This window comes from Gordonia rhizosphera NBRC 16068, assembly GCF_000298195.1.
GTDB classification, from domain to species: Bacteria; Actinomycetota; Actinomycetes; order Mycobacteriales; family Mycobacteriaceae; genus Gordonia; species Gordonia rhizosphera.
The window spans coordinates 1-25,876 of sequence record NZ_BAHC01000117.1; the positions used below are offsets into that span (position 1 = coordinate 1).

The window sequence follows — 25,876 nt, forward strand, 5'->3', positions numbered from 1 at the left end:
GACCAAGAACGCGTAGTGCTGCGGCGTCACATGCGCGGCGTCGGCGTAATCGAGCGATGTCCGACCGACCTGAACGACCTGGAACGGCCCAAACGGTTGCGGCTCGGGCACGTTCAAGATCTCCGCGAGGAACCGCGCCGACGCGTGTTTGTCGGTGGCGCTGACGATGGTGTGGTTGAGTTCGACGGTCATCGGTAACCCTCCCTGAGCTCGAGGTTCGCGGCCGTGTGCGCGGCCGTTACCAGCACGTCGTCGAGGTCCGGGCCTGCGCAGTCGTGGCCCGCGCCGTCGAGCTCCACGAGCCGCGCGTCGGGTAGCCGGTCGCATAGCGAGACCGCCGCCTCGTGGGGGCTGCGCACATCATCGGAACCCCGGACCACGACGACCGGTGTCGATATCGAGGGCAGCGCGGACCGCAGATCGAGCGACGCAACGTCGAGCAAAGCCCGCGTCGTCTCGGGACGCCAATCGTCGAGCAACCGCCGGGCGCGGTCGCGGCGCGCGGGGTCTGCGGTCGGGGAGTAGACACTTACCAGGAACTCGTCCGCCCATTCCTCGACCGGGTGCTCGATCATGAAGCGCGCCTGCGCAAACCGCTCCTCGAGCGCGTCGGGATCGAGGGATCCGGCCCAGCCTGCGTATGCGCCGATGAGGACGAGTCCACCGACACGCTCGGGGTGGTCGCGGGCCAGGAGAAGCGCAACGATCGAGCCGAACGAGAGCCCGGCGACCGCAGGCCGCGACAGCCCGAGTGCGCGGATGAACGACGCCGCCACCCGGCCCCAGTCGCGTGACGTCCACCCCGCGGGAATGTCGTCGGATGCACCGCATCCGGGGGCATCCCACGCGATGACGTCGACATGTTCGGAGAGCCGACGCATATCGTCGAGCCACACGCGGGAATCCTCGAACGCACCGTGCAGGATCACCAGCGGATCGCCGGACCCCTGGCGTCGATAGGCGATCCGCAGGCCGTCGACCTCGACTGCGTCCACGTGTCCGACGGTACGCCGCTCGTGGTGCGCATCGTGACGCATTCTGCCCGACGATACACACGGCACGAGCTGATCTGAGGCGATGTACCCGCCGGTATGCGGCCGACGAAGAGCCCGGGACATCGCAGGACCACTGACCTTTCGGGACAGAACTGCTGGTCGGTCCGGTCGCGACCGACTACCGTGAAAAGCCTGCCCCTGCGGGCCCGGAAGCACGTGACCGGGCCCCGGCGAATCCAGGGCGATGCACCCGTCCGGTCGGAGGGAGGTTGACATGGTGGTCACCGCCGAATACCACCAGTCGGCGCGCACACCCGACGGCGCTCGCCTGTCGGTCCAGGTGCGCGGATCGGGTCCCGTGCTACTGCTGCTTTCCGGCCAGGCCAACAGTCACCACTGGTGGGACCGCGCCCGCGCCGATTTCGCACACGACCACACGACCGTGACCTTCGACTATCGGGGAACGGGCGGAAGTTCGTCGGGAGTGGAGCGCTACGCCACCGAACTGTTCGCCCGGGATGCACTCACCGTGATGGACTCGCTGTTCATCGACCGGTTCTCGGTGTACGGAACATCCATGGGAGGCCGCGTCGCCCAATGGTTGGCGGTTCTGGCACCGCAGCGAGTCGACATGCTGGTCCTCGGCTGTACCACGCCGGGAGGTGAGCACGCGTTGCACAGCGACGTGGCCGTGCGGCGTCGACTCATGGCGCCCGACGCGCGGCCCTATCTCCTGAGTCTGATGTACACCAGACAATGGATCGCGACACATGCTGGTCCCTACCACGTGCTCGGCGACCCGACGATGACAACGACCGACCGTCAGGCTCATCTGCGGGCCAGCTCTACACACGACGCATGGGACGTGCTCCCGTCCATCGAGGCGTCGACGCTCATCCTGCACGGCACCGACGACGCGCTGATTCCGTCACGCAACGCGCAGTTGCTCGAGCGCCGCATCCCGCGAGGTCGGGTGGTGTTGTTCGAGGGCGCGCGCCATGCGTACTTCGACGAGTTCCGGCCGTCGGCCGCCGACGTCGTGCTCGAGGCGCTCGGGACACGATCGTCATAGCCGTGGCCCCGGGGCGATCCACGACACCGTAGACCGACACGCAGAAAGAAGAGTGCGATGGGCGACGAACAGGCAGCAACCGAGACGAAAGGTGTTGCAACCAAACTTCTCACGGCCCTCGACCTCGGCCCCGAAATCGAGGGCATGGCCGGGCGGCAACTCCGCATGCGGATGGTGACCATCGAGCCCGGAGGAGTCTTCGGTCCGCTGCACGACCACAAGGACAGACCCGGCGTCGTCTACATCCTGCAGGGCACGATCACCGACCATCGCGACGGCGTCGACACGGACTACGGCCCTGGCGTGGGCTGGCCCGAGGATGCGAACACCCGACACTGGCTGGAGAACAGGGGATCGATTCCCGCGGTGGAGATCTCGATCGACATCGTCCGACAGGACCGACCGCGCTGATCGCACCCGGAACAGATCGGATGCGCGTCCGGTTTCACTCGATCGTGGTCACCGAGATCGTCTGCCACAGTGAGTGGTCGGCGCCGGCGGGCACCTCGACGACGTCCGGCCCGACGTTGGCCGCCTCCACACATACGAAATCACGCCAATGCGGACCCACGTCGGTCATTCCGGCGGCCCCGTCCTCGCCCGGGTTCCACACCACTGCGGAACGTCCGCCGCGCACGGACACCTCGATTGCGCGTCGGAGCCCCGGGTCGACGATCCGGTAGACACCACCGGCGCCCGGGTAGACCCGGTCGCTGCGTCCGTCCTCGCGCGGCAACATCCAATCACCGTGCTGTGGATGTGATCTCATGTCGTCGAACTGGTCCAGGTAGGACAGTCCGTCGAGACCGGAGACCCGGACGCTGGAGACGTCGGACACCCGGAAGTAGTTGTGGAACGCCTCGGTCATCGAGACGGGCTCGGCGCCGGGATTGTGCGTGTGCAGGCCGTGCTCGAGGGTGGCTCCCACCCGCACCGTCATCCGTAGCTCCAGACGGAGATGATCAAGTCCCTCGGGTGCGAATTCGAGCTCGCAATCACCGGAATCGGTCCTGCCACCGGCGATCAGCGCCCACCGCGCTGTGCGCGCATAGCCGTGCGACGGTACGTCACGGCCCTGCCCTTCGCGCGCGAAATACGGCCAGCACACGGGGATCCCGCCGCGGATCGGGGTCGGGGGAGACTTGACGAGGGGAGACACCCACAACACATCCTCGCCCGCGCCCGCCGGGGTGAACGACAGTACCTGCCCGCCGAACACCGAGATCGCGGCCGTGGAATGCGGAGTCTCCACCACGATCGCGTCGAGGCCGTGAACCGACCCGTGTCGCACGCCGTCGATGTCGCCCGATGTGGTCACGGTCCCAGCATGGCACATCATCCGCATACGCCCACCCCGCGTTTGGGATGATTGTCGACGATGACTACTCCGCTTCCTCCCGTGCCCACCGACGTCCGGCTCGTCGTCAGCGATATGGACGGCACCCTGCTCGACGACGCCAAACAGATCCCGGAATCGCTGTGGCCGCTGCTCGACGATCTCGGTGAGCGCGGCATCGTGTTCAGCCCGGCCAGTGGCCGTCAAGCGGCGACCTTGCTGCACCAACTCGGCCATGCGGTGCCCGGTCTCGTCGTCATCGCCGAGAACGGCGCCGTCGTCGCCCGCGACCGCGAGCACCTGCGGGTCACACCACTCGCTGAGGGAGTCGTCGCGGCGGTGCTTGCCCGGGCGCGTGAACTCACGGCCGGGCGGTCCGACCTCGGTGTTGTCTTGTGCGGACCGGACGGCGCGTTCATCGAACGCCGCGACGAGGCATTCCTCGAGCAGGTTCAGCCTTACTACGTCGCGCACGAAGTGGTCGACGACCTCGCTGCGGTCGACGTCGAACTCGTCAAGGTCGCCATCTTCGACTTCGGCAACATCGAGCACGTGACCGCACCGGCCATCAAGTCGCTGGGCGGTGACATGGAGGTTGTCGTCTCCGGCCGCAACTGGCTCGACGTGATGGCGCCCGGCGTCGACAAGGCGGCTGCCGTGCGCGCCGTCCAGGAGCGACTCGGCATCACACCCGCCCAGACGATGGTCTTCGGCGACTATCTCAACGACCTGGCGATGCTCGACACCGCCGACTGGTCCTATGCGGTCGCCAACGCGCATCCCGGCATCCTGGCCGCCGCCCGGTACGTGGCCCCGTCCAACGCGGAGAACGGGGTGGTGCGCACCGTCCGGGCCGCGCTGGGCCTGCCGGACCTCGAACCCGCACTCCCGCACAGCGACAGCCTATGACCTCGTTCATCGACTCCATTGCGCACTCTGGTCTTCTGCTGGCCCCCCGCAGTCGAAAGCGTTGAGCCACCCGCGGCTGCGGGTGGCTCAACGGTCTCGATCCTCACAGGTGCGGTCCGATATCAGCCCACCGAGGCCGGCTGCGCCGACGCATCGAGGTGTTCGGTCGAATCCACCTGCATCGAGCGATCTTTGGTCTCCACCACGAGGTAGGTGCAGACCACACTGACCGCGGACAGGGCCGCCAGCATCACGCCCACCCAGAGCGCACCCGGACCGGCGATGAGGGGTGCCGCGATCAGCGGCGGGATCGCGCCGCCGAAGATTCCCGCGAGGTTGTAGCCCATACCCGCTCCGGTGTAGCGGTAGCGCGCCTGGAACAGTTCCGGGAGCATGGCGCCGGCCGGACCGTAGGCGATGCCGAAGATCAGCAGGGTGCCGATCAATCCGACGACGAACGCCACTCCGCTGCCGCTCTGCAGGATCGGGAAGAGCACGAGCACCCACGGGACCGCGACCAGGCACGAGGTCATGATCACTCGCCGTCGACCGATTCGGTCCGACCACATCGCCGACGCGGCGATGGACAGCCCGAACACCACCGCGGCCACCATGCCCGTGGTCAGCACGAACGTCCGCGACAAGCCGAGTGTCTTGGTGCCGTAGCTGGTCATGAACGCGGTGCCCATGTAGAACAGCGAGAACAGGCTGGCCAGCGAGCCACCCGCGATGAGGATTTCCTTCCACTGGTAGCGGACGGCGTCACGGAAGGGCAAGGCGGGCTGTCCGGATGCGGGGCGGTCGGCCTGCTTGCGTTGCGTCTCCCGGAACACCGGGGTCTCGGCCACCGCCAGACGGACCCAGAGGCCGACGGCTACCAGCGCGAACGACAGGATGAACGGGATCCGCCAACCGTAGTCGAGGAAGGCCGAGCTCTTCTCGCCCAGCGTCAGGTTGGCGATCAGGAAGGTCAGGCTCGACAGGAAGAATGCGAAGGCCGGCCCGAGCTGCGGGAACATGGCATATGTTCCGCGTTTTCCCGGGGGTGCGTACTCGGCGGTCAGCAGCGTCGCGCCCGCCCATTCGCCGCCGACGGCGAAGCCTTGCAGGAACCGAAGCACCACCAGTGAGATCGGTGCGAGTATGCCGATCCCGGATTCCGCGAATCCGAACACCCCGGTCTCGTAGCCGGGAAGCAGTCCGATGGCGACGGTGGCCACACCCATGATGAGCAGCGTCCACACCAGGGTGCGCTTGCGGCCGATGCGATCTCCGAAGTGACCGAACAGAATTGCCCCGACCGGGCGGGCGAAGAAGGCCACCGCGAATGTCGCGAAGGATGCGATGGTGCCGGTCACCTCGTCGGCCGCGGGAAAGAACACCGTGGGGAACACGAGCGCGGCGGCCGTCCCGTAGATGAAGAAGTCGTAGAACTCGATCGTCGTGCCGATCGAGCTGGCTGCCGCGACTCGGCGCAGGCTCGTACGTTGCGGTGGGGGCTGTGGAGCGGGGGTGTTCGGGGTGGTCGGGATCGTCGTCATCCGGGGTCCTTGTCTTCACAGGGAGTCGAGGCGGGTCGGCCTCGGCGAGCCCCACGGGTCACGGGTCGGTCGTGGGTCACAGCCGTCGCTCGCTGAGGGGCAGATCACATCTTGAAGCGATTCGGACAACTCCGGCACCCCCCAGAGAGGGGGAGGCCCGTCACGTCACCGACTCTCACCGTCGTCGGCGCGAGATTCGGGCGCAAGGTCACCCGCAGGGTTGTCGAAGGTCACGTCGATCTCCTGAAAACCCTTGCTGCGCTGTGCCCGCGCCTGCGCCGAGTACGCGGCCTCGTCTCCGGGCATGAGGATGACGTTGTCGGTGAACGGGGTCAGCAGCGACCGCGGATAGAGTCTGTCGACCCGCACCACATCGAGTTCGAGACACACGACAACCATCACCGCGGCGAGATACAGGAAGGCGAGCAGGCCCAAAACGACCGCGAAAACCGCATTGGTGGCACTGGCATCGGCAATGACACGTTGCACGAAGACGGTGCCGAAGGTCTGCAACGCCTGCCACCCGACCGCGGCGGCCAACGCACCGGGTAACACATCGCGGATGCTGACCGATCGGGCCGTACCGAACCGAAACCCGATGACGAACACCGCGCTGTAGAGCAGCAACGACCCGACGAACGCGAGTACCCGTCCGTCGGCACCGATGTCGATCGCGGCGGTCGCACCGTTGAGCACGGTCAGTCCGATGACCGCCATCCCGACCGTGGACAGCAGCCCCGCACCCTTGATTCGCACCCGTATGGGATTGGGGCGGTCGTTGCGCGGCACCGCCCACACGATGTTCATCGCGTTCTGTATCGCCACGGAGACACCAAGCGCGCCGTAGACCGCGCTGACCACGCCGATGGCCACCGCGGTCGCACTCCCGCTGATCTGTCCTGTCTCACCCAGCTGGTAGCCGACGACCGGGATCTGGGAGAGCGCGGAGTCGACGATGCGCGACTGGAGTTCCGGGTTGCCGTCGAGCACGAAACCGAGCACCGAGCTGAATACCAACAGCAGCGGGAACAGCGAGATGAATCCGTAGTAGGTGATGAGGGCGGCGAGATAGCCGCCCTGGTCGTCGAAGAACTTGTAGGCTACGGCCAGCGGAAAACCACTCTTCGGGTATCGGCGCTGAAAGTTGTCGATGCGAACCGACAGCGACACCGCGCCGTCGTCAACGCCCGACACGAACGCGATACCCCCGGTCTGTGAGCCAGCTACGAGCACGCCCGGCCTTGCGCTCCTTGGAGAACAGGTGGTACCGGGCGTACTCGTCCGTCGATGAAAACAGAACGTCTTTGAACCGGCGAAACGCGCCTCTCCCGATCAGGGCGATGCGGAGTTTCTCCGCCAAGTCCTCGTCGACCACCGAATCGACGAAGTCCTCCATATCCCTGTAGCCGGCACGCGATCCGGTGCACTCCACGAACAACCAACGATCGGGATCGTCCAGGGCTTCGTCGTCGAACATCTCTTTGTCCATGACCTCGAAGACGTTGTCCGGCCAGGTTTGCCCGGTCTGAAGGTCGATGCGGCCTCCGCCGTAGGCCATGTCGCCCTCCAACAGGGAGGACAACTCATCGAGATCGACGGTGAGGGGTCGGAGCATGGGCGTGGTCGAGGTCAGAGCAGCGTCGATCTGCTCGGCCAACTCCAGGTCGCCACTCCAGTCGCGAACGCGCAGCGCGGCGGCGACATCGGTGGCCACCGCATCGGCACCGGTCACGCCGTCCTCGACGGCCGCGATCAACGCGTCAGCGACGAACTGCAAGACCGCCTGAAATGCGCTCGCCCGCAACAGATCAACCAACACGCGACCGCCCGAGGCCACGGCCATCCGCAACGCCGTTATCGAGGCGTCGTCCCACGCCATCGCGTGCTCGCGGTCGTCGGGCATCGACTGCGGCGTGGCCACGGAGTGCGTGCCGTCGTCGAGGTCGAGGCGTTCGCCGAGCCACGTCGTGATGTCGTTGACGGCGGCGGCGGCCACCGGCGTCGGATGGGCCGTGAAGCCGTGCGGCGACACTGGGTAGACACGCAGATCGACGTCCCCGCCGGCCAGCGACAGGCGGGTGGCCATCGTCATGGTGTCCTCGAGCAGGATGTCGCGTTCGCCGACGATCAGCAACGTCGGCGGCAGGCCGGCGAGGTCGGCGAAGATGGGGGAGACGTCCGCGATGGTGCGATCGGTCACGTGGCCGACGTAGGCGTCGAGGAAATACTCGTCCGCGATCAGGCGCCCCGCGGGTGTGGTGCCGCTGAGGTCCCAGGTGCCGAACTGCAGCGCGGCGCCGGCCACCTGCTGGGCCATCCCGCGCTCGCGTAACCGCAACAGCGTCGTCACGGCCAGGGTGGCACCAGCGGAGAATCCACCGACGGTGATGCTCGAGGTGCCGAACAGTTCTTCGGCGCGGTCGATCAGCCAGAGCGCCGCGGTTTCGCAATCATCGGGCGCGGCCGGCCAGGGGTGTTCGGGGGCGAGTCGGTAGTCCACACCAACCACGACGACCACGAGCGCCTCGGCGAGCCGGCTGCTGCGGGCGTCGTCGGCGGCGGCGGACCCCATGTAGAAGCCGCCGCCGTGGAGGTTCAGGTGCACGCCACGAAACCCGCCCTCGGGCACGATGATCCTCGTCGGCACACTGCGCCCACCCGACTCGGCCATCCCGACCATCACCGGACCCGCCGACGGCGACGACGCCCGCGTGGCGCGCGCCTGCGCAAGCTCCTGCGCATTGCTCGGTCCACGGCCGGAAGGTGATGCACGGTAGAAGGTCATCGTCTCCTCAATGTCCGTGTCCGACACCGGGACCATGAATGTGCTCGTAGCGAACTGCATGTGTCCTCCTCGGAATCTCTTGTACTCCTATCCGAAGTGGGACGCACCCCCGTCAGGGCGACGCCATCAGGTGACCGGCAAACCAGTCGGCGGTGAAGGCGTCGCGTTCCTCGGCATGATTGTGCAGGGCGTGGTCGCCATCGGACCAGATCCGCAGTTCTCCGCGGTCTCCGGCGGCGTCGACGAACGGCTGCTGGAGGTCGGGTGAGGCGACAAGCGGATCGCTTCCGCCGTGCAACACGAGGACGGGACACCGGATCGGATGGCTGTGCGGGTCGAACCGCAGCCCGGCGAGGATGTAGTTGATCTCGTCGTCGTCGGATGTGCCCACTTCGGCGGCGAGTTGTTCCCGAGCCGACCGGAATCTGGGCAGCGTCGGTGCGGCCGGGGCACCGTTGACGACGCAGGCCCGGATCCGGTCATCGATGGCGGCGAGGTGAGCGGCGAACAAGCCGCCGGAACTGTTGCCCTGGACGCCGATCGCATCGCCCATTCGCGGGTCCGCCGCCACGACGTCGACGAACCGGGCGAATCCCGCGACCGTGTCCGTGTCGACGTGCAGTCCGTCGCGCAGGCGTGGTTCACCCTGCCCTGGCCCCTCGGCGAGCAGACAGGCGACACCTCGCTCGGCCAGCGCGTCTGCAGATCGCAGATACGCGGCACCCCAGCCGGTGAGACCGCCCCACATGATCACGGTGGCCTCTGCGCAGCCGGACCGCGGTAGCCGCAACCAGCCGGTGAGACGTCCAGTACGGTAAGGAGTTTCGATCCGCTCGAGTACGGGCGTGGGCAGCGCGGCGAGTTGTCGGGTTTGATCGACATAGCGACCGTACAGCGATCGTTTCAGATCGGTGTCGGTGTTCTCGGCCATCTGGGCGAACAGCGCCGCACCGACGGCCCAGCGCTGCATCAGCTCCGCGGTGCGGTGCTGTCCCCGCACCAGAGCAAGCGCCGCCGCGTCGGCCCGCCGGTCGGACAAGGACGAGGCGGTCTGCGTCCAGTCGTCGCCCGCCGCGGTCTCGGCGAGCAGGATGCGTGCGTCGGCGGGGTTCATCCCGCCATCGGTCAACCGGGCATAGGACATGGCCCGATGCAGAGCGGCGGTGGCCGGAGCCATCTCCGCACCGGCTGCTCGGTTACTGCGGGCCGGTGCGCTCATACGGGGGACCGATCTTTTCGGGCGGCCACCGCACGAATTCTACGGAATGTCGACCCCGAGAGATCGCGGATTGTTTCAGCACGCGCGCGGGTTGCGATACGTCTCGGTCCGACTCGGCGTAAGTTCTGGCGCATGGCCCTGGTAGGCGGGACACGTGCAGGTACCCCATGGTGATCGCGGTCATCGTCGGTGGGGTGGTGCTGATCGCGTTGACCGCCACCGATCTGCTGTTGACCGTCTTGCACCCGACACGCAGCGGACCGCTGAGCCGGACTACGATGCGGACAATCTGGCGCGTGTCGCTGGCCGCGGCGACGCGGCTTCACCGCGAGGTGATCGTCAGTTATGCGGCGCCGACGATGATGCTCGCGCAGCTCGTCGGCTGGGTTCTCGGGCTGTGGCTCGGTTTCGCGCTGGTCTACGCCGGCCACCCCGACCAGCTCGGCTACGCCTCACCGGACGAATCGGTCGCGCAGGGGCTACCCGATGCCCTCTACCTGAGCGGCGCCTCGTTGACCACGGTCGGCTTCGGCGACCTGGTCGCCCAAACCGACCTCCTGCGCTTGCTGACCGTGGCCGAATCCGCGGGCGGGCTGGCGGTGTTCGGTGCCGCGATCGCCTACGTGCTCGCGGTGTATCCGCGCGCTTCCGAGATCCGTGTCATGGCCGGTGAACTGGCCTGCGTCCACAACGATCACGACGCCGCGGAGCTGATTGTCCACGGCGGTGTGTCGAGGCTGCAGGCGCTGCAACGCGACCTGATCCAGCTCGACGAGAGCACCCAGCGGTTTCCGATCCTCTACTACTTCCACTCCCGCGACCCGGACGCGTCACTGACCACCGCCATTCACGCGGCGAGCCTCATCTCGCTGCAGCTTCGCTTCGGAATAGCCCTGAACACGCTGCCGTCCGCACGCTGGCACGGCTGTATTCTGGACATCGCGCTCACGCGGGTCATCGACCACTTCCGCAAGCGCTACCATCCCGGCGGCGACTCCGACGGGGACTGGAGCTCCGACCACCCCGAGGTCGACCGCAGGCTCGCCGACCTGCGGCGGGCCGCATCGGACGTGACCGGAGAATCGGCGGAGGACCCACCAGACCGTGCGGCGCTGGCCGGTCTGCTGGGCCGCTCGCACGTCTTCCTCTCCGAACTGGAGCGCTGGCACCTCTACCCGCACCACCCGATGTGACCGGTCACGGGGTAGCGCAGGTGTGGTGCGAGTTGCTCGGTCAGCCGTTGCGCTTGCCGGACCGGTTGATGGCCCGGCGCATGCGCGCGATGTCCTTCTTGGGCCTTTCCTGCTCGGCGCGTAGCCGTGCGTCGGTTCGTGAAGCGGCATAGGCGTTCTCCCGCAACAGCCGGTGGTAGCTGTCGAGGCGCCGCCCGGTCAGCTCGCCGGACTCGACGGCGGCCAGGACCGCGCAACCCGGCTCGACGGTGTGGGCACAGTCGGCGAAGCGGCAGTCCTGGGCCAATGCGGTGATCTCGGCGAAGGTCTGGTCCAGACCTTCGTCGACCTCGTGCAGGCCCACGCCACGCAGACCCGGAGTGTCCAGCAAGACCCCGCCGTGGGGTAGCGGCACCAGCTCCCGCCAGGCGGTGGTGTGGCGGCCCTTGCCGTCGCTCGCGCGTACCGATCCGGTGGCCAGGCGGTTCTCGCCCAGCAGACGGTTGCCGAGGGTGGATTTGCCCACCCCGGAGGGACCGAGCAAGACGACCGTGCCCGACAGCGCGGCGTCGAGAGCGTCCATACCCTCGCCGGTCTCGGCGCTGGTGACCAAGACCTGCGCACCCAGCGCACTCTCGGCCACCTCGGCCGCCGCCTGCCCCGTATCCGCGCACCGGTCGGATTTGGTGAGCACCACCACCGGTGTGCCGCCGCTCTCCCAGGCCAGGGCGAGTATCCGCTCGATCCGACCGAGTCGGATCGGATCGGCGAGCGAGACCACCACCGCGACGGTGTCGACGTTCGCGGCCAGGACCTGTCCGTGGGAGGTGCGCGAGGCGGTGGAGCGGACCACGGCGGTCCGTCGCTGCAAAACCTCGACGACGACGGCCGAGTCGGCGGCGGTGGCCGGGCGTAGCGCTACCCAGTCACCGGTGCACGGCATCAGCCGGTCCTCGATGTCCGAGGAGAGTGGAACCGCCGCCCGGACCGGTCCGGACTCGGTGACAAGTTCGCAGAGACCGCGCTCGGCCCGCACGACCCGGCCGGGCACCAGCCCGTCGGAGCGGAGGACCGCGAATGCCTCCTCGCGTTCGGTGTCCCAGCCGTAGTCGGCCATCGTCGGTACGCGTGCCGGAGAAGAAGTGGATTGCTGAGCATCAGGTTGTTGAAACACGTTGAGACCTTTGGGGATAGGGGCCTTCCCGACGGCACGTGCGACCGACTCCCGCGAGGGGAGGACGGATAGTGTAGGTCAGGAGGAGGCCCGGGATGTGAGGATGATTCGGGCACCGCTCATGGCAGTGGTCTCCGCGACAAACATCAACTCACCTGATTCGGTCTCTGCAGCAGACCCGGTCGTCGCTGCGTCGTCCAGCCTAACAGTGTCTCTCGAGCACTGCTATGACAAGGCTCATAGCAGTAACGGCACATCGAGTTTGGCGGCTTCGTGCATCAGATCGCGCGTGACGGGCACCCCGAGCCCCACGTCAAGTTGAGAGATCTGGCCTCTCACCGGCTCCGCTCACCGTATTCAGTCGACTGGAACACAGAAGATCGTGATGCAAACAGTCTTCGGAGCGTCGGGGAACGGGAAGATCGGGACCAGCGGTACCGGGAGGAGCGGTACCGGGAGCAGCGGCACCGGGAGAAGAGGCACCGGGAGAAGAGGCACCGGGAGATTGGGGATTCGGATGATCGTGTCCACGTTGTTCGGCGCGGTCGTGGTGACATCCAGTGGGGCCGCCGATACCGTCGGTGCCAGGGCCAGCGATGCCGCCGCGCCGAGGGCGACACCGACCGCGATCTTTCGGATAGTGGTGGTCATGGCTGCTGTCCTCTCGAGATCTGTGAAGCTGACATCAAATCACTGACTGTCCGATCTCCAACGGTCTCAACACATCCCGACCGACCATTCTGTTGCGGACATCGAGTAGTCAGCTCGCTCACTTGTCCCGCGCGAATGCCACCTATCCTCCGGAGTGCGGGCTCGTGACTTCTGATTGATTTTCCCACACCGAGGCTTTGAGATCGAGAGTCAAACGTATGACAACGGATGGTGTCGGCCGACGCATGTGTGAGGGGTCAAGACTTGTCGGGTCTGATCGGCCCCTGCCTTCTGCGCTGGTTCTGTATCACCGTCAGCCGAAGCGCCGAACGCAGGAGGTCACCGGTCAAACGCCACGTACCGGCCTCGAGGAACCGATCACGGACATCGCCGCGGGCGCGCTGCGACATGGAATCCGTGGCACGTTCGGTCCATGCGACCAACTGGTGATCGCATATCCGCAGGTATTCGAGGATGAGGTTGGTGTCACGGCTGCACAGGTCAGCGACGTCCGATGACGACAACACGCGCGTCTTGGACTGCGTGATGACATCACGCAGACGCTCCGGGATCGCGGACTCGTCGACGAACCCCGTGGCCGACGACTCGGCGACAACCCGGTCGATGATGCCTCGCCCACCGTCGGCCAGAAAATGCTGCCATTCCCGCAAACCGTTGCGCAGATTGTCGGGATGGAATGCAGCACATTCGATCTCGCGTTGGGCGCAGAGGTATCCGCCGGACAGGTACAGCGAGAATCCACGCCAGCGTTCGCCGAGGTGGCCGACGATCTGCCAGAGCAGATGCCGATCAGACAGCGGCACGAGGCGCGCGAAGCACTCCACGGTGGGCCCGGACAGACCCACCCGCACCCAGGAGCGGATGCCTTCGATGACCGGGAGTTCGATGCTGCCGCCGGCGGGTTTGACTTCGGCTCCCATGACTGATGACAGGAACGCGGCGATCAGGTCGCGGAGCTGATCAGGGTCGTCGACCTGCACGGTCTCCTCGATGGCCGGCGCTGCGGGCGCGACCGGTTCCTTGGGTGCCGTCGAGGGGTCGCGGAGGAACGCCGGGTGCACGAGCTGCCAGACGTCCTGCAGCGCGAGGGTGGCCAACACCGCGACACGACGAGGCTCACGGACGGACGCCTCGGCGATGAGTGTGCCGTCCCTCAGGCGTCGCCAACCACGGTAGGTGAGTTGTCGCACCGCATCTTCAGACGAGTCGCGGGATATGGGCAGGCTGGCGTCGTCGATGGTGGCGCGGACGCGCCCACCCCGGTGAGAGTGAAGGTGACCTGGCCATGCGGGCTCTCGCTGACCTCGTCGATCGGCTGCGCGATGGTCACCACATCGCCGGGCCGCATCGCGCTGAGCCGTGCGGAGAGTTCGAGGCCGTAGTCGATCCAGGCCGACTGCATCTGGTCGTCGAACGACATCTCCGGCATGGCTGCTCCTGACGTGTGTGGAACCGGATGGTTCGTGGGGCTGTCAGGGTAGGGCAGGGCTGTGACATTCGAGGCGATCGCCATGATCGGCGACATTGAGGGAACTCGATCGCCAGGGTCAGACGGCGATGGGGGCATCGACGACGACGTCGTCGATAGACAGAAGGCGCGTCGCAACACGCGCCCACGCCGAGCGGAAGTAGGGTTCGCGACGTGCATGGGCGCGGGCGTTGAGTGATCGGGGGCCGTGACGCCTCAACATGTTGCGCATGCGCTCATCCAAGGTCAGGGGTTCTCCGCAAGGTCCCGACGTCTGGTCGGCAACGGTCAGCGCATCGGTCAATGCGTTCTCGGTGAACTCGAAGGTGCGAAGATCTTCGCCCAGCTCCCGCAGGGAGGCGACAAAGCGTGCTCCGGAGTGGTGTGCCACCAAAGCGCAGATCTCCGGCCGCCACCCCAACGACTCGAGGTGGCGAGCGCCGTCGAGCGGATGAAATCCGGTGGACTGCAGCCGCGGCGCATACCCGACGTCGTGCAACCACGCCGCAGCGATCAGCACGGGGCGGTCCTCGACCGCGACCGTCCTCGCCAGGGCCACCGCTGTCGACGCCACACCCTCCGTGTGCAGCATCCGTGACGGCAAGGGCGCCAAGAGTTCTCGAGACAGCGACTCCGCTGACCAAATCAGTTCATACGCGCCCGCGTGACCTTCCATGACACATCCTCCCGACCTTCTCGGACCCCTATGTTACTCCCGAGTAAGGAATTGGGTCGAGTCGTGTGGAGAAGATCACCAGGCGTCGAGGTGTTCGTCCGGGGTAGGGGCGAGCCCAAGATCGACCGCAAGCTCGCCTGTCTGGTCGACAGGCATCGCAGCAACCACATCATCACGTTCCTGATCCGATCCACCGATCGGTAGGGTGCACGCTGTGGGAGAACGATCTGCTGAGAACGGGGTGAACCGGCGCGCGTTGGCGTTGGTGCACAACGTGTTGCCGGAGTATCGGCGCGCCATCGTGGGGACGTTGCTGCCGGCGATGGAGAGCCGCGGGTTCTTGGTAGAGATCCGCGCCGCAGACGAGGGCGAGGCCCTGCCCGCACCCGGAGAGGTCGACCTGATCGTGGTCACCGGGTCCGCGGATTCGGTGCACGATGAGACCCTGGCCTGGGTGGAGCCCGAGCGGCAGTACCTGCAGGACGCGGTGGCCACCGAGGTGCCGATTCTCGGGGTGTGCTTCGGGGGTCAGATCCTCGCGGCCGCGCTCGGCGGTTGGGTCGCCCCGAGCGCACACCCCGAACACGGCTTCACACCGGTACGCACGACTCGCCCCGGACTGGTGGCCACGGGACCGTGGATGCAGTACCACTACGACACGATCAGCCTGCCGGATGTGGTCGACGTGATCGCCGAGAACGATGCGGGAGTCCAGGCCTTCGTGAGCGGACCGCACCTCGGCGTGCAGTTCCATCCGGAGATCAGTCCGGAGTGCTTCGCCGCCTGGCGGGACGGGTTCTCGGGCACGAAGGGCGACATGTCCGACCATGGGGTGGATCTCGGCGGCCTGGCCCGTGCCATCGCCGCCAACGCCGAAATCGCTGCTCGCGACTGTGATCTGCTGTTCGAGCGGTTCCTCGACCACGCCGGTCTGGGGGAGTCGACCGTCCTGTGACCCGCGCCGAGCGGTAGGCGAACACCGCACCACGCCCCGATGATGTCTCCACGATCACCGCAGCGCCGTCGGCGACCAGCGAATCAGCGGGTTTTTTCTACCAATTCTCTTCTTGGCGGCTCTCACCACCGCCCGCTTCGGTTTCCCATCGCACATTTGACACATTGCCGAGCGGCCGGGAGGACCTCCAACCGTTCCGGGTCGATCGGCGTCCCGCAGGTTTCACAGCGGCCGTACGCCCCGTGGCCGAGGCGATCGAGGGCGGCGTCGATCTCCTCGAGCCGCACCCGTGACCGATCCATCAGCGCAACCAGGTGTCCGCGTTCCACCGCGAGTGTCGACCCCTCTGGGTCGTGCTCGTCGTCGGCGGTCTCGTCGGCGGTCGCATCGATGACCGCGGCCAGTCGCGCAGACATCGAGTCGAGCAACGCCACCGTCCGCCCCCGTTCGGCGATCAGCGCCTCCCGCGACGCGCGGTCGGGCGTGCTCACGGTGATGCGCCCTGACGCTGGTCCCGATCCATCGTTCCTTTCTACGCTGCGCCCGACGTCGCAGCGCCCGAGGAGTGCGCATGCGCCCGTAGTCCCGGGCTCGGACCTCGCGGACTCCAAGGACCGGATGTTCGGTTGACGCAATGCCACCGAGCACCAGTCGGTCGTTTCTCTCGTTGCGGTGATCACCGATCCCACATCGCCACGGGTCACGATGAAAGAATCCGTTCGAAAACGCTCGCAATCGTCAGCGGCTGGTATCACCATCGGTTCATGTCCGAAAGCTGGCCTTCTCACCTTGACGTCGGTGCCGTCCGCTTCGCTCGACCGACGGCCAAGTTCGACGATGTAGTGACCTTCTACGGCGACGATCTTGGCCTGTCGGTGCTCGCAGAGTGGCGTGACCACGACGGCTACGACGGCGTCGTGTTCGGCCTACCCGGCGCCCCGGTGCACATGGAACTGCTTCGCCATGGCGACCACATCCCCGAGCCGAATCCGGAAAACCAACTGGTGCTTTACCTCCGAGGTCCCGAGGCGGTCGAGACCGCGACTCGGCGTCTCACTGAACGTGGACACAGCCCGGTCCCTGCCGCAAATCCGTACTGGCCCGAACACGGCGCGGTCCTCTTCGAGGACCCCGATGGTTGGCAAGTTGTTCTGGCGCCCTGGGTATTTGAGGAGACACGCACCGGGACCGACTGACTCCCGCGCGCCTACGATGTGCATCGCGAACTCGGCAGAACAGGCCGGACCGAGTGCTGCGGACCTGGCCATGACGGGCACCGGGCGCCTGCGAGAAGTTGCCGCGATGTCCGGTGCGCAGGAGCATACTCGGGGACATGACCCCACTCCAGCGTTACATCGCCGAAGAGATCGCCACCGATCACGCCGACGGATTGATGTCCCGCCGCGAAGCACTGCGCCGACTGGGACTGCTGGGCCTGTCGGCCATCGCCGCATCGTCGTTGCTCGCGTCCTGCGCCGGCAACGACGACGTGACCGCGACGACCAGCAGCGCAGTGCCGGCCACGAGTGGCAGTGCCCGCACGGACGCGCCGGGAATGGACAGCGCGGTGGCCACCGAGCCGATCACCTGGGCGGGACCGAACGGCGAACTGCAGGGTGCGTGGGCGGCCGCCGCCGATCCACACGGCGGCGTGGTGGTCATCCACGAGAACAAGGGGCTCAACGACTGGGTCCGCTCGGTCGCCGGCCGGCTCGCCGGAATCGGCTATTCCGCGCTGGCGGTCGACCTGCTGTCCGAGGAAGGGGGCACCGCGACATTCGACGACCCCGCCGCGGCGACTGCCGCGCTCGGCAAGGTCGCCCCCGAACGACTGGTCGCCGATGTGCAGTCCGGCCTCGGCGAGACCGCCAACCGCTTACCGGACATGCCGCTCGCCGTCGTCGGCTTCTGTTTCGGCGGTGGGGTGACATGGCGCCTGCTCGCTGCGGGTGAACCACGCATCGCCGCCGCCGTGCCGTTCTACGGTCCCGCCCCGGACAGCCCGGATTTCGCCGGGTCTCGTCAGGCCGCGGTGCTCGGCTTCTACGGCGCGCTCGACGAGAGGGTCAACGCCACCCAAGCCACCGCGCAGCAGGCGCTCGACCAAGCAGGAATGGTCAACGAACTCGTGGTGGAGCCCGACGCCAACCACGCCTTCTTCAACGACACCGGGCCGCGCTACAACCCGGCGGCCGCCGCCGATGCCTGGCAGCGGCTGCAAGACTGGTTCGCCGAACACATGGACTGAGGGCCCCAGAGGGACCATTTTTTGGGGGGTTTCCCCCATATCCTGCGCGGTGTCGATGCGGAACGATCGATGACATGTTCACGTCGCTAGCGGGATGGACGGTACGCAATCGTTGGTCGGTGGTGGGCGCGTGGGTGGTGGCCCTGCTGGCTGGTTTCGTGTTGGCTGGGATGTTCGGCGGCGACTCGATCACGAATTTCGCCGACGACAAACGCACCGAATCCGGCCGTGCGCTGGCGACTCTCAACGGCGCGGCCGGTGGATCGGCGGCAGACGAAGCACGAGTGGTCGTCGCCACCGATCCATCCGTGCCCGGCGGAGTACGCAACCCGGTCGTTCACGCTGAGGTCGATGACCTCCGCGAACGAATAACAGTCCTCGACCCGGACACTCGGATGGCCGACCTCTACGCACCAGGGGTGTCCAGCGATACGGCGATTTCACCCGATGGAACCGTCGGCTACACCACCCTGACGGTCCCAGCCGACTCCGACAGCGAGCGGGCCGATCTCGTCGCCGAGATCAAGGACGCAGCCGCGCAGTTCGGCGCCCCGGGCACCCGCGTGAACTTCGCCGGTGACTGGTTCGCCGAACAAGCTCCGGCAGGTATGGGCGAGGCGATCGGCATCGGGTTGGCGATGATCATCCTGCTCATCGCGTTCGGCACGCTGGTGGCCGCGGGCCTCCCACTGCTGACCGCGCTGTTCGGCGTCGGCGTCGGTGCGTCGGTGTTGATCCTGCTCCAGAACGTCGTGGACACCCCGAGCTTCGCCGTGTCGTTGACCGCGATGCTCGGGATCGGCGTGGGTATCGACTACGCGTTGCTGATCCTGACCCGGTTCCGCGCCGCACTGGCCGACGGCGTCCAGGTGCCCGACGCAGTCGTCGCCGCAATGGACACCGCCGGTCGCGCGGTGGCCTTCGCCGGAGCGACCGTCACCATCGCGATAGCCGGTTTGCTGACCCAGGGCGGCGTCATCGGGCCGACGATGACACTCGCTGGATGCGCCGGCGTGCTCGCCGTGATGCTGGCCGCCCTCACCTTGCTGCCGGCGCTGCTCGCGATCGTCGGCACCCGCGTGAACAAGCTCGCGATACCGGGCCTGCGAACCCGACCGGGTACCGACGGTGTGCTCGCCCAACGCTGGAGCCGGACCGTGCAGCGGCACCCATGGGGTGGGGTCTTGGTGGCACTTGCGATCCTGATCGTATTGTCCATTCCGGTCCTCGACCTGCGCCTCGGGTTCGGCGACGCGGGCAATCGGCCGGCCGAGGACACCACCCGAATCGCTTACGACGACCTGGCCCGCGGATTCGGGGACGGGGCCAACGGCCCACTTTTCCTCGTCACCGAACTTCCTGGCAGTGCTGGTGATATCCAGGAGCTCACCACGCTCGCGACCCGCCTCGAGACCACGAGCGGTGTGGCCTCGGTCAGTCCGCCGATACCGTTGGGTCGTGTCGATGGCAACCAGGTTGCGATGCTGTCGGTCACCCCGACCACCGGCCCGCAGGACCTGGAGACACTCGATCTGGTCCATCACATCCGCAACGATCTCGTACCGGATCCCGGTTTGCCCGTGGAACTCACAGGTGTGGCGGTCGGCGCCAGCGACTTCGCCGAACTGACCCTCAATCGGCTCCCACTGATGATCGCGGCGGTGCTCATCTGTTCATTCCTGCTGTTGGCGTTGGCATTCCGGTCGATCGTCATCCCGACGAAGGCGATCGTGATGAACCTTCTGTCCCTCGGTGCCGCATTCGGGGTGATCGTCGCGGTCTTCCAGTGGGGCTGGGGGATGGAACTCATCGGCGTCGGCAAGGTCGGACCGACCGAGGCCTGGGTGCCGATCGTGCTCTTCGCCGTCGCCTTCGGTCTCGCTATGGACTACGAGGTCTTCCTGGTCTCCCGCATCCGAGAGCGTTACCTCGCCACCGGAGATCCGACGACGTCCGTCACCGAAGGGCTCGCCGCGACCGCGCGTGTGATCACCGCCGCTGCCGCGATCATGGTCTGCGTGTTCGCCAGCTTCGTCTTCTTCGATGATCGCGGCCTCAAGGCGATGGGTCTGGGGCTGGCCACCGCAGTATTCATCGACGCGACAATCGTGCGGATGCTGCTGGTACCCGCCACGATGGAAATCCTCGGTCGCTTCAACTGGTACTGGCCGAAGTGGCTGGGAAAAGTGCCGTCGCTCGACAGCGCGCACCGAACGACGACGGCGATCGACGAATCTCGACCCGCTCCGGAGCACGCAAGGACCCACGCTCGCCCCGCATAGTGCAATTTGGACCGGCTGATGGCATCAGCCGCGGAAGATATTGCCGCTCACATCATTTTCCGTGCGATGCGGTAGATGTCGCCCTCGACGGTGCGTACCGACACCAACAGTCGAGCTGCGATCTCGGCGTTCGACAGGCCTGCATGGACAAGTTCGGCGATCTCACGTTCCCGTGAGGTGCTCCCCAAGCTGGGAGCGACCGCGCCGGTCCTGGCGACCAGTTCCGCGGGGGTCACGGGCTGACCGGCCACCTGTACGCCGGTCAGTTCTGCGCCAGATAGGTCGGCGCCGAAGAGATCTACACCGGACAGATCTGCACCCGATAGATCCGCGCCCGACAGGTCCACGTGTTCTCCGCGTCCCGAGACGGCAATCATGTGGAAGCTGCGCCGAGGCCGAAGATGCGCGCGGCATTGTCGGAGAGGTATCTGTTGGTCGCGGCCGCATCCAAGCCGAGCTCATCGAGGCCGGCGAGAGCCGCAGCATGGTTGATCATGGGATAGTTCGTACCGAACAGGACCTTCTGGCTTCCCGTGTTGGTCCGCATGAAGTTGACGAGCTCAACCGGGAGTCGCTTGGTGGTATAGGCCGAGGTGTCGATGTAAACGTTCTCGTGCTTGCGTGCGACCGCGATCATCTCCTCGGTCCACGGGTACCCGACATGGCCGGCCACAATGGTCAGCTCTGGAAAGTCAAGGGCGACTTGGTCGATGTACGGGATCGGGCGGCCGGTCTCGGAGGGACGCAGGGGACCGGTATGCCCGACCTGCGTGCAGAACGGCACACCGAGGTCGACGCACGCGGCATACAGCGGGTAGTAGCGGCGGTCGGTGGGCGCAACCTCCCACAACCACGGCACCACCCGAAGCCCTTTGAACCCGAGTTCGCATACCGCCCGCCGCAATTCGCGTACCGCCTGCATCGGCGTGAACAAGTCGACGGCGGCGAGCCCGGCGAAACGGTCCGGGTGCGCAGCCACCACCGCGGCGACTTCGTCGTTGGAGATCAACTCACCTTCGCGTGGCGAGTGCCAGGCGCTGAGCATGCCGAAGTCCACATGCGCTTGATCCATCGCCGCGAGAGTGAACGCGATCGGTAGTTCCTCGCTGAGAGGTTCCTGTCCGGTCCATCGGCGAAGTGAGTCGAACATATCGTGCTGGGAGAACCGAGGAGTCGGGTGCTGCATCCACACGTCGATGGTCATGGTGCGTGTCTCCTTGCATCGCCGACGTGATCCAGGCTGCCGCAGCCGGCGGCTGGCATCAAGGCGTAGGGGCGAACACACCATCGCCGTCGCTCCTCAGGACTTCGTGGCGTGATGTCACAGGTTGGACAGCGTCGTATACCGCGCAGTGACGGACACCACAACTCAAACCGGGCATTTGCTCTTGATTTGAGAGTAACTCCCTATACTCTTGAATCAAGAGCAAATCGGAGGTGCGGCGATGTCAGGCAAGGAAACACTCGAGGCCGACGGTTCCGAGGCAACCGCATCGGATTCGGAACGGGCTGCCCGTTCCGGGGCCGCCGCCGATCGCATCGCGGCCCGCGCCGACCGTCTCGTCGAGATCGAGGACCTGTGCGACGGGGCGGGCAGTATCCGCAGTGCGCTCGCAACTGTCGGGGGCGTGTGGGCCATGTCGGTGCTGATCGCCCTGCGGCAGGGGCCGATGCGTTACAGCGAGCTCAAACGTCGCGTCGCGGGCATCAACGACCGGATGCTGTCGCAGACGCTGCAGCGCTTCGAACGTGACGGTCTCGTCGAGCGCCGACCCATCTCGGTGTCCAGCTCTCGTGAGGAGTACGTGCTCACCGACATCGGGATCGAAATATGCACTGCTGTAAGCGAATTCGTCTTCGTCGTGATGAAGCTGGCGCCCCGCGTCGCTGTGGCGAGGACGAAGTTCGACGCAGCCGAATGACCACAACGGATCTCTTGAAGGAGTATTGATGTCTTCTATCGCCATCATCGGCCCGGGTCGCCACGGCACCGCAATCGCCGGTCTGTTCGCCTCCCACGGCGTCGACGTGACCCTCTACCATCACAACCCACACAAGGCGCGCCTCGCAGCCGACACCGTCGCCACGCTCGCCCGACCCGGGACCGCGGTCACCGTCGCCGACGATGTCACCTCTGCCGTGGCCGGCCAGCAGGTTGTCGCGCTGACGACGCTGTGGGACCGCCCGCAGCGTGAGGTGATCGGGCAGCTCGGCTCGGCCCTGGAGGGCAAGGTGCTGCTCGACGTCTCGAACCCCCTCGACGTCACCCCGCGCGGCATCGTCGCGCGTTGGCCTGCGCAGGGCTCCGCCGGCCAGTTCGTCGCGACCCTACTGCCGTCGGGCGTCGGACATGCGAAGGCCTTCTCGAACCTCGCCACCGACTTCATCATGTCGACGGCCGACCATGACCCACTCGCGGTTCTGCCCTTCCTCGCCGACTCGGACGACACCGCCGCCCTCGTGCGGCCACTGCTGGCCGAAACCGGTTGGCTGCCCTGGTATGCGGGCGACATCTCACGCTCGCGCCACATCGAGATCGGCGGGATGTTCAACACCGTCACCGGCCGATACGGACGCGCCCGGCCGGTCGCCGACGAATTCCGTGCGTTGGCCGGCGACGAACTCGTCGCCACCCGCTGACACGAGACCTGACAGCTAGGAGGACTTGCGATGTCTGCTCCCAACACTTTCCGCGCCGCGGTGGTCCGCCGTTTCGGGCCACCCGAGGCGATCGGAATCGAGTATCTCTCGATACCGGGCGCACCGGCTGCCGGCACGGTCCGCGCCGCGGTCCGGATCGGTGGACTCAACCCGGTCGACGCCCGCATCCGCTCCGGGTCGTTCGGCGGATCCGTCCCGTACATCCCGGGTACCGAATTCGCGGGCACCGTCGTCGCTGTCGGCGCCGGGGTCGACGATTTCGCGGTCGGTGACGATGTGATCGGCTTCGGCGTCTCCGGCGCCGACGCCGACCTCGTCGACGCGGCCCCGGGCCAGCTCCTGCACAAGCCCGCAACGCTGGACTGGACGGTTGCAGGCGGCCTGTCGGGCGTCGGCCAGTCGGCGGTCACCGCGCTGGAGGCGGTCGACGCACGGGCGGGAGACGTGGCCGTGGTTCACGGCGCGGCCGGCGGTGTCGGCTCCGTGCTGACCCAGCTTCTCGTCGCCGACGGCGTGACCGTCATCGGAACCGCCGGCGCATCAAATCAGGACCACCTTTGCGAGCTGGGGGCTGTTCCCGTCGTCTACGGTGCCGGACTCGCCGACCGAATCCGCGATGCCGCGACCAGACCTGTCACGGTGTCGATCGATCTGGCGGGTTCCGCGCAGGCCGGTGATATCGCGAAATCCGTGCTCGCATCCGGCGGACGAGCGATCACCCTCGTACCGGAAACGGCATCGTCCCACGGCATTCCGTTGGTGCGCGTGCAGCGCTCGAAGGAGCGACTGGCCCGCCTGGCCTCCGCGGTCGTCGACGGTTCCCTGCGGTTCCCCGTGGAGGCGATTCCCTTCACCGACATCGTCGAGGCCCACCGGCGTCTCGACGCCGCACACGCCCGCGGCAAGCTCGTCCTCGACCTGTCGGACAATCCGCACGTGTGATGCACTGCGCGCAAAGCGACCACACATCGCACCTCGCTCGGCGGGGTGCGACGTGTCGTCACTGTGGCAGCGTATGAGTGCTCAGTGCGTGTGAGAGGATGCTCCGAAATCCGGTCGCGAGCGCGTCCTGCGACGGTAGCGTGCCACTCTCGTAACCGATCAGGAGATACATTGCCGCCGTTGCGAACTGGTTCGCAGCGGAAGCATCGCCGAGGACCTCGGCGTAGGTGTCGGCGATGAAGGCTCGACGTTCGGCGTCGACGGCTTGTTGAATCTCGAGGACTTCCGGGTCGTGCGCTGCCCAGACACGGATGGCGGCTTCGGACTCGTGGGGCAGTCGCAATCCGATGTCGATGAGGTAGTCGAGTCGCTCCCGGGGGTCGGCGACTGCGCGGGCCTCGGCGATGGGCCGGCGGCTCTTCTCGTCACGCCAGTAGCCGATCAACGCCGATGTGAACTCGCTCCAGTTCGCGAAGGCGTGATAAAAGCTGCCGGTCGTCGTGCCGGTCGCCTCGCACACCGCAGCCAGTTTCAGGCCGGCATGTCCGCGGTCGGCCAAGACCTCGAGCCCTGCGTCGAGGTAGCGCCGGCGGGCGTACTCCGAGGGTCGCGCGCGCTTGGTGGGTGTCATGTGTCCACCTTTCCAGATCGGTGGATGTGACCTCTTGCACAAAACTGTAAGTCTACTTATAGTCGCCGCAAGTGAACTTACAGCGAGTCGTGAATCACACCAGGAGGAACACATGGGCAAGAGCTCTCGCAGCGATGGACTGGATCCGACGGTCGACTACCTGGAGATGTATCGGAACCTGGCCACCTACGAGTTCCCGTGGGATCTCAATCAGGCGCTGAGCTTCGCTCTGTTTCGGACCTACGCGGTACCGAGCATCGGTCGTCTGCTCGCCGACACCGGCGCGTTCACCGGCGACACGCAGAAGCGGTACGACGACACGTCGATCCTGCTGGAGGTGCCACTGCTGGAGGGGTTCGACAGCCCCCGGGCGAAAGCGGCGGTTCGGCGCATCAACCAGATGCACAAGATGTACGACATCAGCAACGACGACATGCGCTACGTACTGTCGACATTCGTCGTGGTGCCCAAGCGATGGATGGACGACTACGGTTCGCGGGCATTCACCCCGGCCGAACTCGAGGCCTCGGTGCGCTACTACGGGACGCTGGGCCGGCATATGGCCATCAAGGACATCCCACAGACCTACGACGACTTCGCGACATTGATGGACGACTACGAGCGTGAGCATTTCGCCTTCGACGAGGGAAGCCGCAACGTCGCGGATTCGACGATGGACCTGATGTGCTCGTTCTATCCGAAACCACTCAAGCGGGTCATCGAGGTGTTCAGCCGGTCACTGATGGACGACGCCCTCCTGGAGGCCTTCGGCTACCAGAAGCCATCCGAACTGGTTCGCAGACTGTCGATCGGCGGACTCAAGTTGCGTGGCCGCCTGGTCGCCGTGCTGCCGGCCCGACGCAGGCCGCAGTACGTCTACGAGATGTCACGCATTCGTAGCTACCCCGATGGCTTCGATATCGAGCGCATGGGCACCTTCGCCCCTGGCTGTCCCGTCAACCACTCAGCAGGTAGTTGAAGTACCCCAGACCGTTGCCAACCGAGCCTCGCCCACGGGTTCGACGGCCAACTGCCACCGAACCCCGCGTGGTTCGCTCAGTCGGGACACCGACTCCGGGGCGGTGATCGAGCGCGCTGCACACCGGGGTGGCATTCGCGTCGCGATCACCTCGCATCG

28 protein-coding genes and 1 pseudogene are annotated in these 25,876 nt (G+C 66.5%); 12 read left to right on the top strand and 17 right to left on the bottom strand.

From position 1 onward, the window contains the following. Positions 1-192 (bottom strand): VOC family protein (locus GORHZ_RS13245; RefSeq protein ID WP_006333774.1); only part of this gene is annotated, 192 nt, incomplete at its 3' end. Beyond that, on the bottom strand, positions 189-995 hold the full coding sequence (locus GORHZ_RS13250) for an alpha/beta fold hydrolase (protein ID WP_006333775.1): 807 nt from the start codon (positions 993-995) through the stop codon (positions 189-191). The genes GORHZ_RS13245 and GORHZ_RS13250, both read right to left, overlap by 4 nt. 274 nt (positions 996-1,269) lie before the next feature. On the opposite strand from GORHZ_RS13250, the gene GORHZ_RS13255 reads away from it, so the two are divergent. Then, positions 1,270-2,067: an alpha/beta fold hydrolase gene (locus GORHZ_RS13255; protein WP_006333776.1), complete on the top strand. Its 798-nt coding sequence runs from the start codon at positions 1,270-1,272 to the stop codon at positions 2,065-2,067. 57 nt (positions 2,068-2,124) lie between these two features. Continuing rightward, entirely contained in the window at positions 2,125-2,478 is a 354-nt protein-coding gene (locus GORHZ_RS13260; protein WP_006333777.1) for a cupin domain-containing protein, read from the top strand. 34 nt (positions 2,479-2,512) lie between these two features. Here GORHZ_RS13260 and GORHZ_RS13265 read toward each other — a convergent pair whose 3' ends face one another. Then, complete coding sequence (locus GORHZ_RS13265; protein ID WP_040531842.1) at positions 2,513-3,385, bottom strand: D-hexose-6-phosphate mutarotase; 873 nt, start codon at positions 3,383-3,385, stop codon at positions 2,513-2,515. Positions 3,386-3,445: 60 nt separating this feature from the next. Here GORHZ_RS13265 and GORHZ_RS13270 point away from each other — a divergent pair, with 60 nt between their 5' ends. After that, on the top strand, positions 3,446-4,312 hold the full coding sequence (locus GORHZ_RS13270; protein ID WP_006333779.1) for a Cof-type HAD-IIB family hydrolase: 867 nt from the start codon (positions 3,446-3,448) through the stop codon (positions 4,310-4,312). 122 nt (positions 4,313-4,434) lie between these two features. Here GORHZ_RS13270 and GORHZ_RS13275 read toward each other — a convergent pair whose 3' ends face one another. From GORHZ_RS13275 to GORHZ_RS13290, 5 genes and pseudogenes are all read right to left on the bottom strand, one after another. Next, complete coding sequence (locus GORHZ_RS13275) at positions 4,435-5,853, bottom strand: MFS transporter (protein WP_006333780.1); 1,419 nt, start codon at positions 5,851-5,853, stop codon at positions 4,435-4,437. A 165-nt stretch (positions 5,854-6,018) separates the two neighbouring features. Beyond that, a complete protein-coding gene (locus GORHZ_RS13280; RefSeq protein WP_040531845.1) occupies positions 6,019-7,023 on the bottom strand; it encodes a YihY/virulence factor BrkB family protein in 1,005 nt (334 codons plus the stop codon). A 10-nt stretch (positions 7,024-7,033) separates the two neighbouring features. Beyond that, a complete protein-coding gene (locus tag GORHZ_RS32230; protein WP_373279604.1) occupies positions 7,034-7,756 on the bottom strand; it encodes a UPF0158 family protein in 723 nt (240 codons plus the stop codon). Positions 7,757-7,798: 42 nt separating this feature from the next. Further along, a pseudogene (locus tag GORHZ_RS32235) lies at positions 7,799-8,698 on the bottom strand (alpha/beta hydrolase); the annotation flags it as partial. A gap of 52 nt (positions 8,699-8,750) precedes the next feature. Further along, positions 8,751-9,815: an alpha/beta hydrolase family protein gene (locus GORHZ_RS13290; protein ID WP_040531822.1), complete on the bottom strand. Its 1,065-nt coding sequence runs from the start codon at positions 9,813-9,815 to the stop codon at positions 8,751-8,753. Between the two features lie 209 nt (positions 9,816-10,024). Here GORHZ_RS13290 and GORHZ_RS13295 point away from each other — a divergent pair, with 209 nt between their 5' ends. Then, complete coding sequence (locus GORHZ_RS13295) at positions 10,025-11,050, top strand: potassium channel family protein (protein ID WP_006333785.1); 1,026 nt, start codon at positions 10,025-10,027, stop codon at positions 11,048-11,050. A gap of 40 nt (positions 11,051-11,090) precedes the next feature. On the opposite strand, the gene rsgA is transcribed toward GORHZ_RS13295, so the two are convergent. The 5 genes from rsgA to GORHZ_RS13320 all read right to left on the bottom strand — a co-directional run bounded on the left by rsgA (position 11,091) and on the right by GORHZ_RS13320 (position 15,019). Continuing rightward, a complete protein-coding gene (gene rsgA, locus GORHZ_RS13300) occupies positions 11,091-12,146 on the bottom strand; it encodes a ribosome small subunit-dependent GTPase A (protein WP_006333786.1) in 1,056 nt (351 codons plus the stop codon). Positions 12,147-12,560: 414 nt separating this feature from the next. Beyond that, positions 12,561-12,854, bottom strand: a complete 294-nt coding sequence (locus GORHZ_RS13305) for a hypothetical protein (RefSeq protein WP_006333787.1) — start codon at positions 12,852-12,854, stop codon at positions 12,561-12,563. A gap of 257 nt (positions 12,855-13,111) precedes the next feature. Beyond that, the gene (locus tag GORHZ_RS13310; RefSeq protein WP_373279605.1) at positions 13,112-14,113 is read right to left on the bottom strand and encodes a TY-Chap domain-containing protein; all 1,002 of its coding nucleotides are present in this window, start codon (positions 14,111-14,113) and stop codon (positions 13,112-13,114) included. Continuing rightward, positions 14,029-14,304: a hypothetical protein gene (locus GORHZ_RS13315; RefSeq protein ID WP_006333789.1), complete on the bottom strand. Its 276-nt coding sequence runs from the start codon at positions 14,302-14,304 to the stop codon at positions 14,029-14,031. Before GORHZ_RS13315 ends, GORHZ_RS13310 begins: the two co-directional genes overlap by 85 nt. A gap of 118 nt (positions 14,305-14,422) precedes the next feature. Then, positions 14,423-15,019, bottom strand: coding sequence for an HD domain-containing protein (locus tag GORHZ_RS13320; protein ID WP_006333790.1), 597 nt, complete (start codon positions 15,017-15,019; stop codon positions 14,423-14,425). Positions 15,020-15,233: 214 nt separating this feature from the next. Here GORHZ_RS13320 and GORHZ_RS13325 point away from each other — a divergent pair, with 214 nt between their 5' ends. Next, positions 15,234-15,974, top strand: a complete 741-nt coding sequence (locus tag GORHZ_RS13325) for a type 1 glutamine amidotransferase (protein ID WP_245551415.1) — start codon at positions 15,234-15,236, stop codon at positions 15,972-15,974. Between the two features lie 122 nt (positions 15,975-16,096). Here GORHZ_RS13325 and GORHZ_RS13330 read toward each other — a convergent pair whose 3' ends face one another. Continuing rightward, entirely contained in the window at positions 16,097-16,465 is a 369-nt protein-coding gene (locus tag GORHZ_RS13330) for a TraR/DksA family transcriptional regulator (protein ID WP_006333792.1), read from the bottom strand. A 273-nt stretch (positions 16,466-16,738) separates the two neighbouring features. Between GORHZ_RS13330 and GORHZ_RS13335 the strand changes: the two genes are divergently transcribed. The 3 genes from GORHZ_RS13335 to GORHZ_RS13345 all read left to right on the top strand — a co-directional run bounded on the left by GORHZ_RS13335 (position 16,739) and on the right by GORHZ_RS13345 (position 20,504). After that, positions 16,739-17,170, top strand: a complete 432-nt coding sequence (locus tag GORHZ_RS13335) for a VOC family protein (RefSeq protein WP_040531833.1) — start codon at positions 16,739-16,741, stop codon at positions 17,168-17,170. Between the two features lie 137 nt (positions 17,171-17,307). After that, positions 17,308-18,222: a dienelactone hydrolase family protein gene (locus tag GORHZ_RS13340; RefSeq protein ID WP_006333794.1), complete on the top strand. Its 915-nt coding sequence runs from the start codon at positions 17,308-17,310 to the stop codon at positions 18,220-18,222. A 74-nt stretch (positions 18,223-18,296) separates the two neighbouring features. After that, positions 18,297-20,504, top strand: a complete 2,208-nt coding sequence (locus GORHZ_RS13345) for an MMPL family transporter (protein WP_006333795.1) — start codon at positions 18,297-18,299, stop codon at positions 20,502-20,504. Between the two features lie 47 nt (positions 20,505-20,551). On the opposite strand, the gene GORHZ_RS32240 is transcribed toward GORHZ_RS13345, so the two are convergent. Further along, positions 20,552-20,851 (bottom strand): pentapeptide repeat-containing protein, encoded by a 300-nt coding sequence (locus GORHZ_RS32240; RefSeq protein ID WP_083877292.1) that lies wholly within the window; start codon positions 20,849-20,851, stop codon positions 20,552-20,554. Positions 20,852-20,877: 26 nt separating this feature from the next. Continuing rightward, positions 20,878-21,708 (bottom strand): amidohydrolase family protein, encoded by an 831-nt coding sequence (locus GORHZ_RS13355; RefSeq protein ID WP_006333797.1) that lies wholly within the window; start codon positions 21,706-21,708, stop codon positions 20,878-20,880. Between the two features lie 241 nt (positions 21,709-21,949). Here GORHZ_RS13355 and GORHZ_RS13360 point away from each other — a divergent pair, with 241 nt between their 5' ends. From GORHZ_RS13360 to GORHZ_RS13370, 3 genes are read left to right on the top strand one after another with little or no spacing between them, the layout of a single operon-like run. Continuing rightward, positions 21,950-22,426, top strand: coding sequence for a winged helix-turn-helix transcriptional regulator (locus GORHZ_RS13360; RefSeq protein ID WP_006333798.1), 477 nt, complete (start codon positions 21,950-21,952; stop codon positions 22,424-22,426). Positions 22,427-22,454: 28 nt separating this feature from the next. After that, a complete protein-coding gene (locus tag GORHZ_RS13365; protein ID WP_006333799.1) occupies positions 22,455-23,144 on the top strand; it encodes an NADPH-dependent F420 reductase in 690 nt (229 codons plus the stop codon). Positions 23,145-23,174: 30 nt separating this feature from the next. Continuing rightward, positions 23,175-24,107 (top strand): NADP-dependent oxidoreductase, encoded by a 933-nt coding sequence (locus GORHZ_RS13370; protein ID WP_006333801.1) that lies wholly within the window; start codon positions 23,175-23,177, stop codon positions 24,105-24,107. 58 nt (positions 24,108-24,165) lie between these two features. Here GORHZ_RS13370 and GORHZ_RS13375 read toward each other — a convergent pair whose 3' ends face one another. Then, on the bottom strand, positions 24,166-24,738 hold the full coding sequence (locus GORHZ_RS13375; protein ID WP_006333803.1) for a TetR/AcrR family transcriptional regulator: 573 nt from the start codon (positions 24,736-24,738) through the stop codon (positions 24,166-24,168). Between the two features lie 112 nt (positions 24,739-24,850). Here GORHZ_RS13375 and GORHZ_RS13380 point away from each other — a divergent pair, with 112 nt between their 5' ends. Continuing rightward, positions 24,851-25,717 carry an oxygenase MpaB family protein gene (locus GORHZ_RS13380; protein WP_006333805.1) on the top strand — a complete coding sequence of 289 codons (867 nt, stop codon included), beginning with the start codon at positions 24,851-24,853 and terminating at the stop codon, positions 25,715-25,717. The last annotated feature ends 159 nt before the right edge of the window (positions 25,718-25,876 follow it).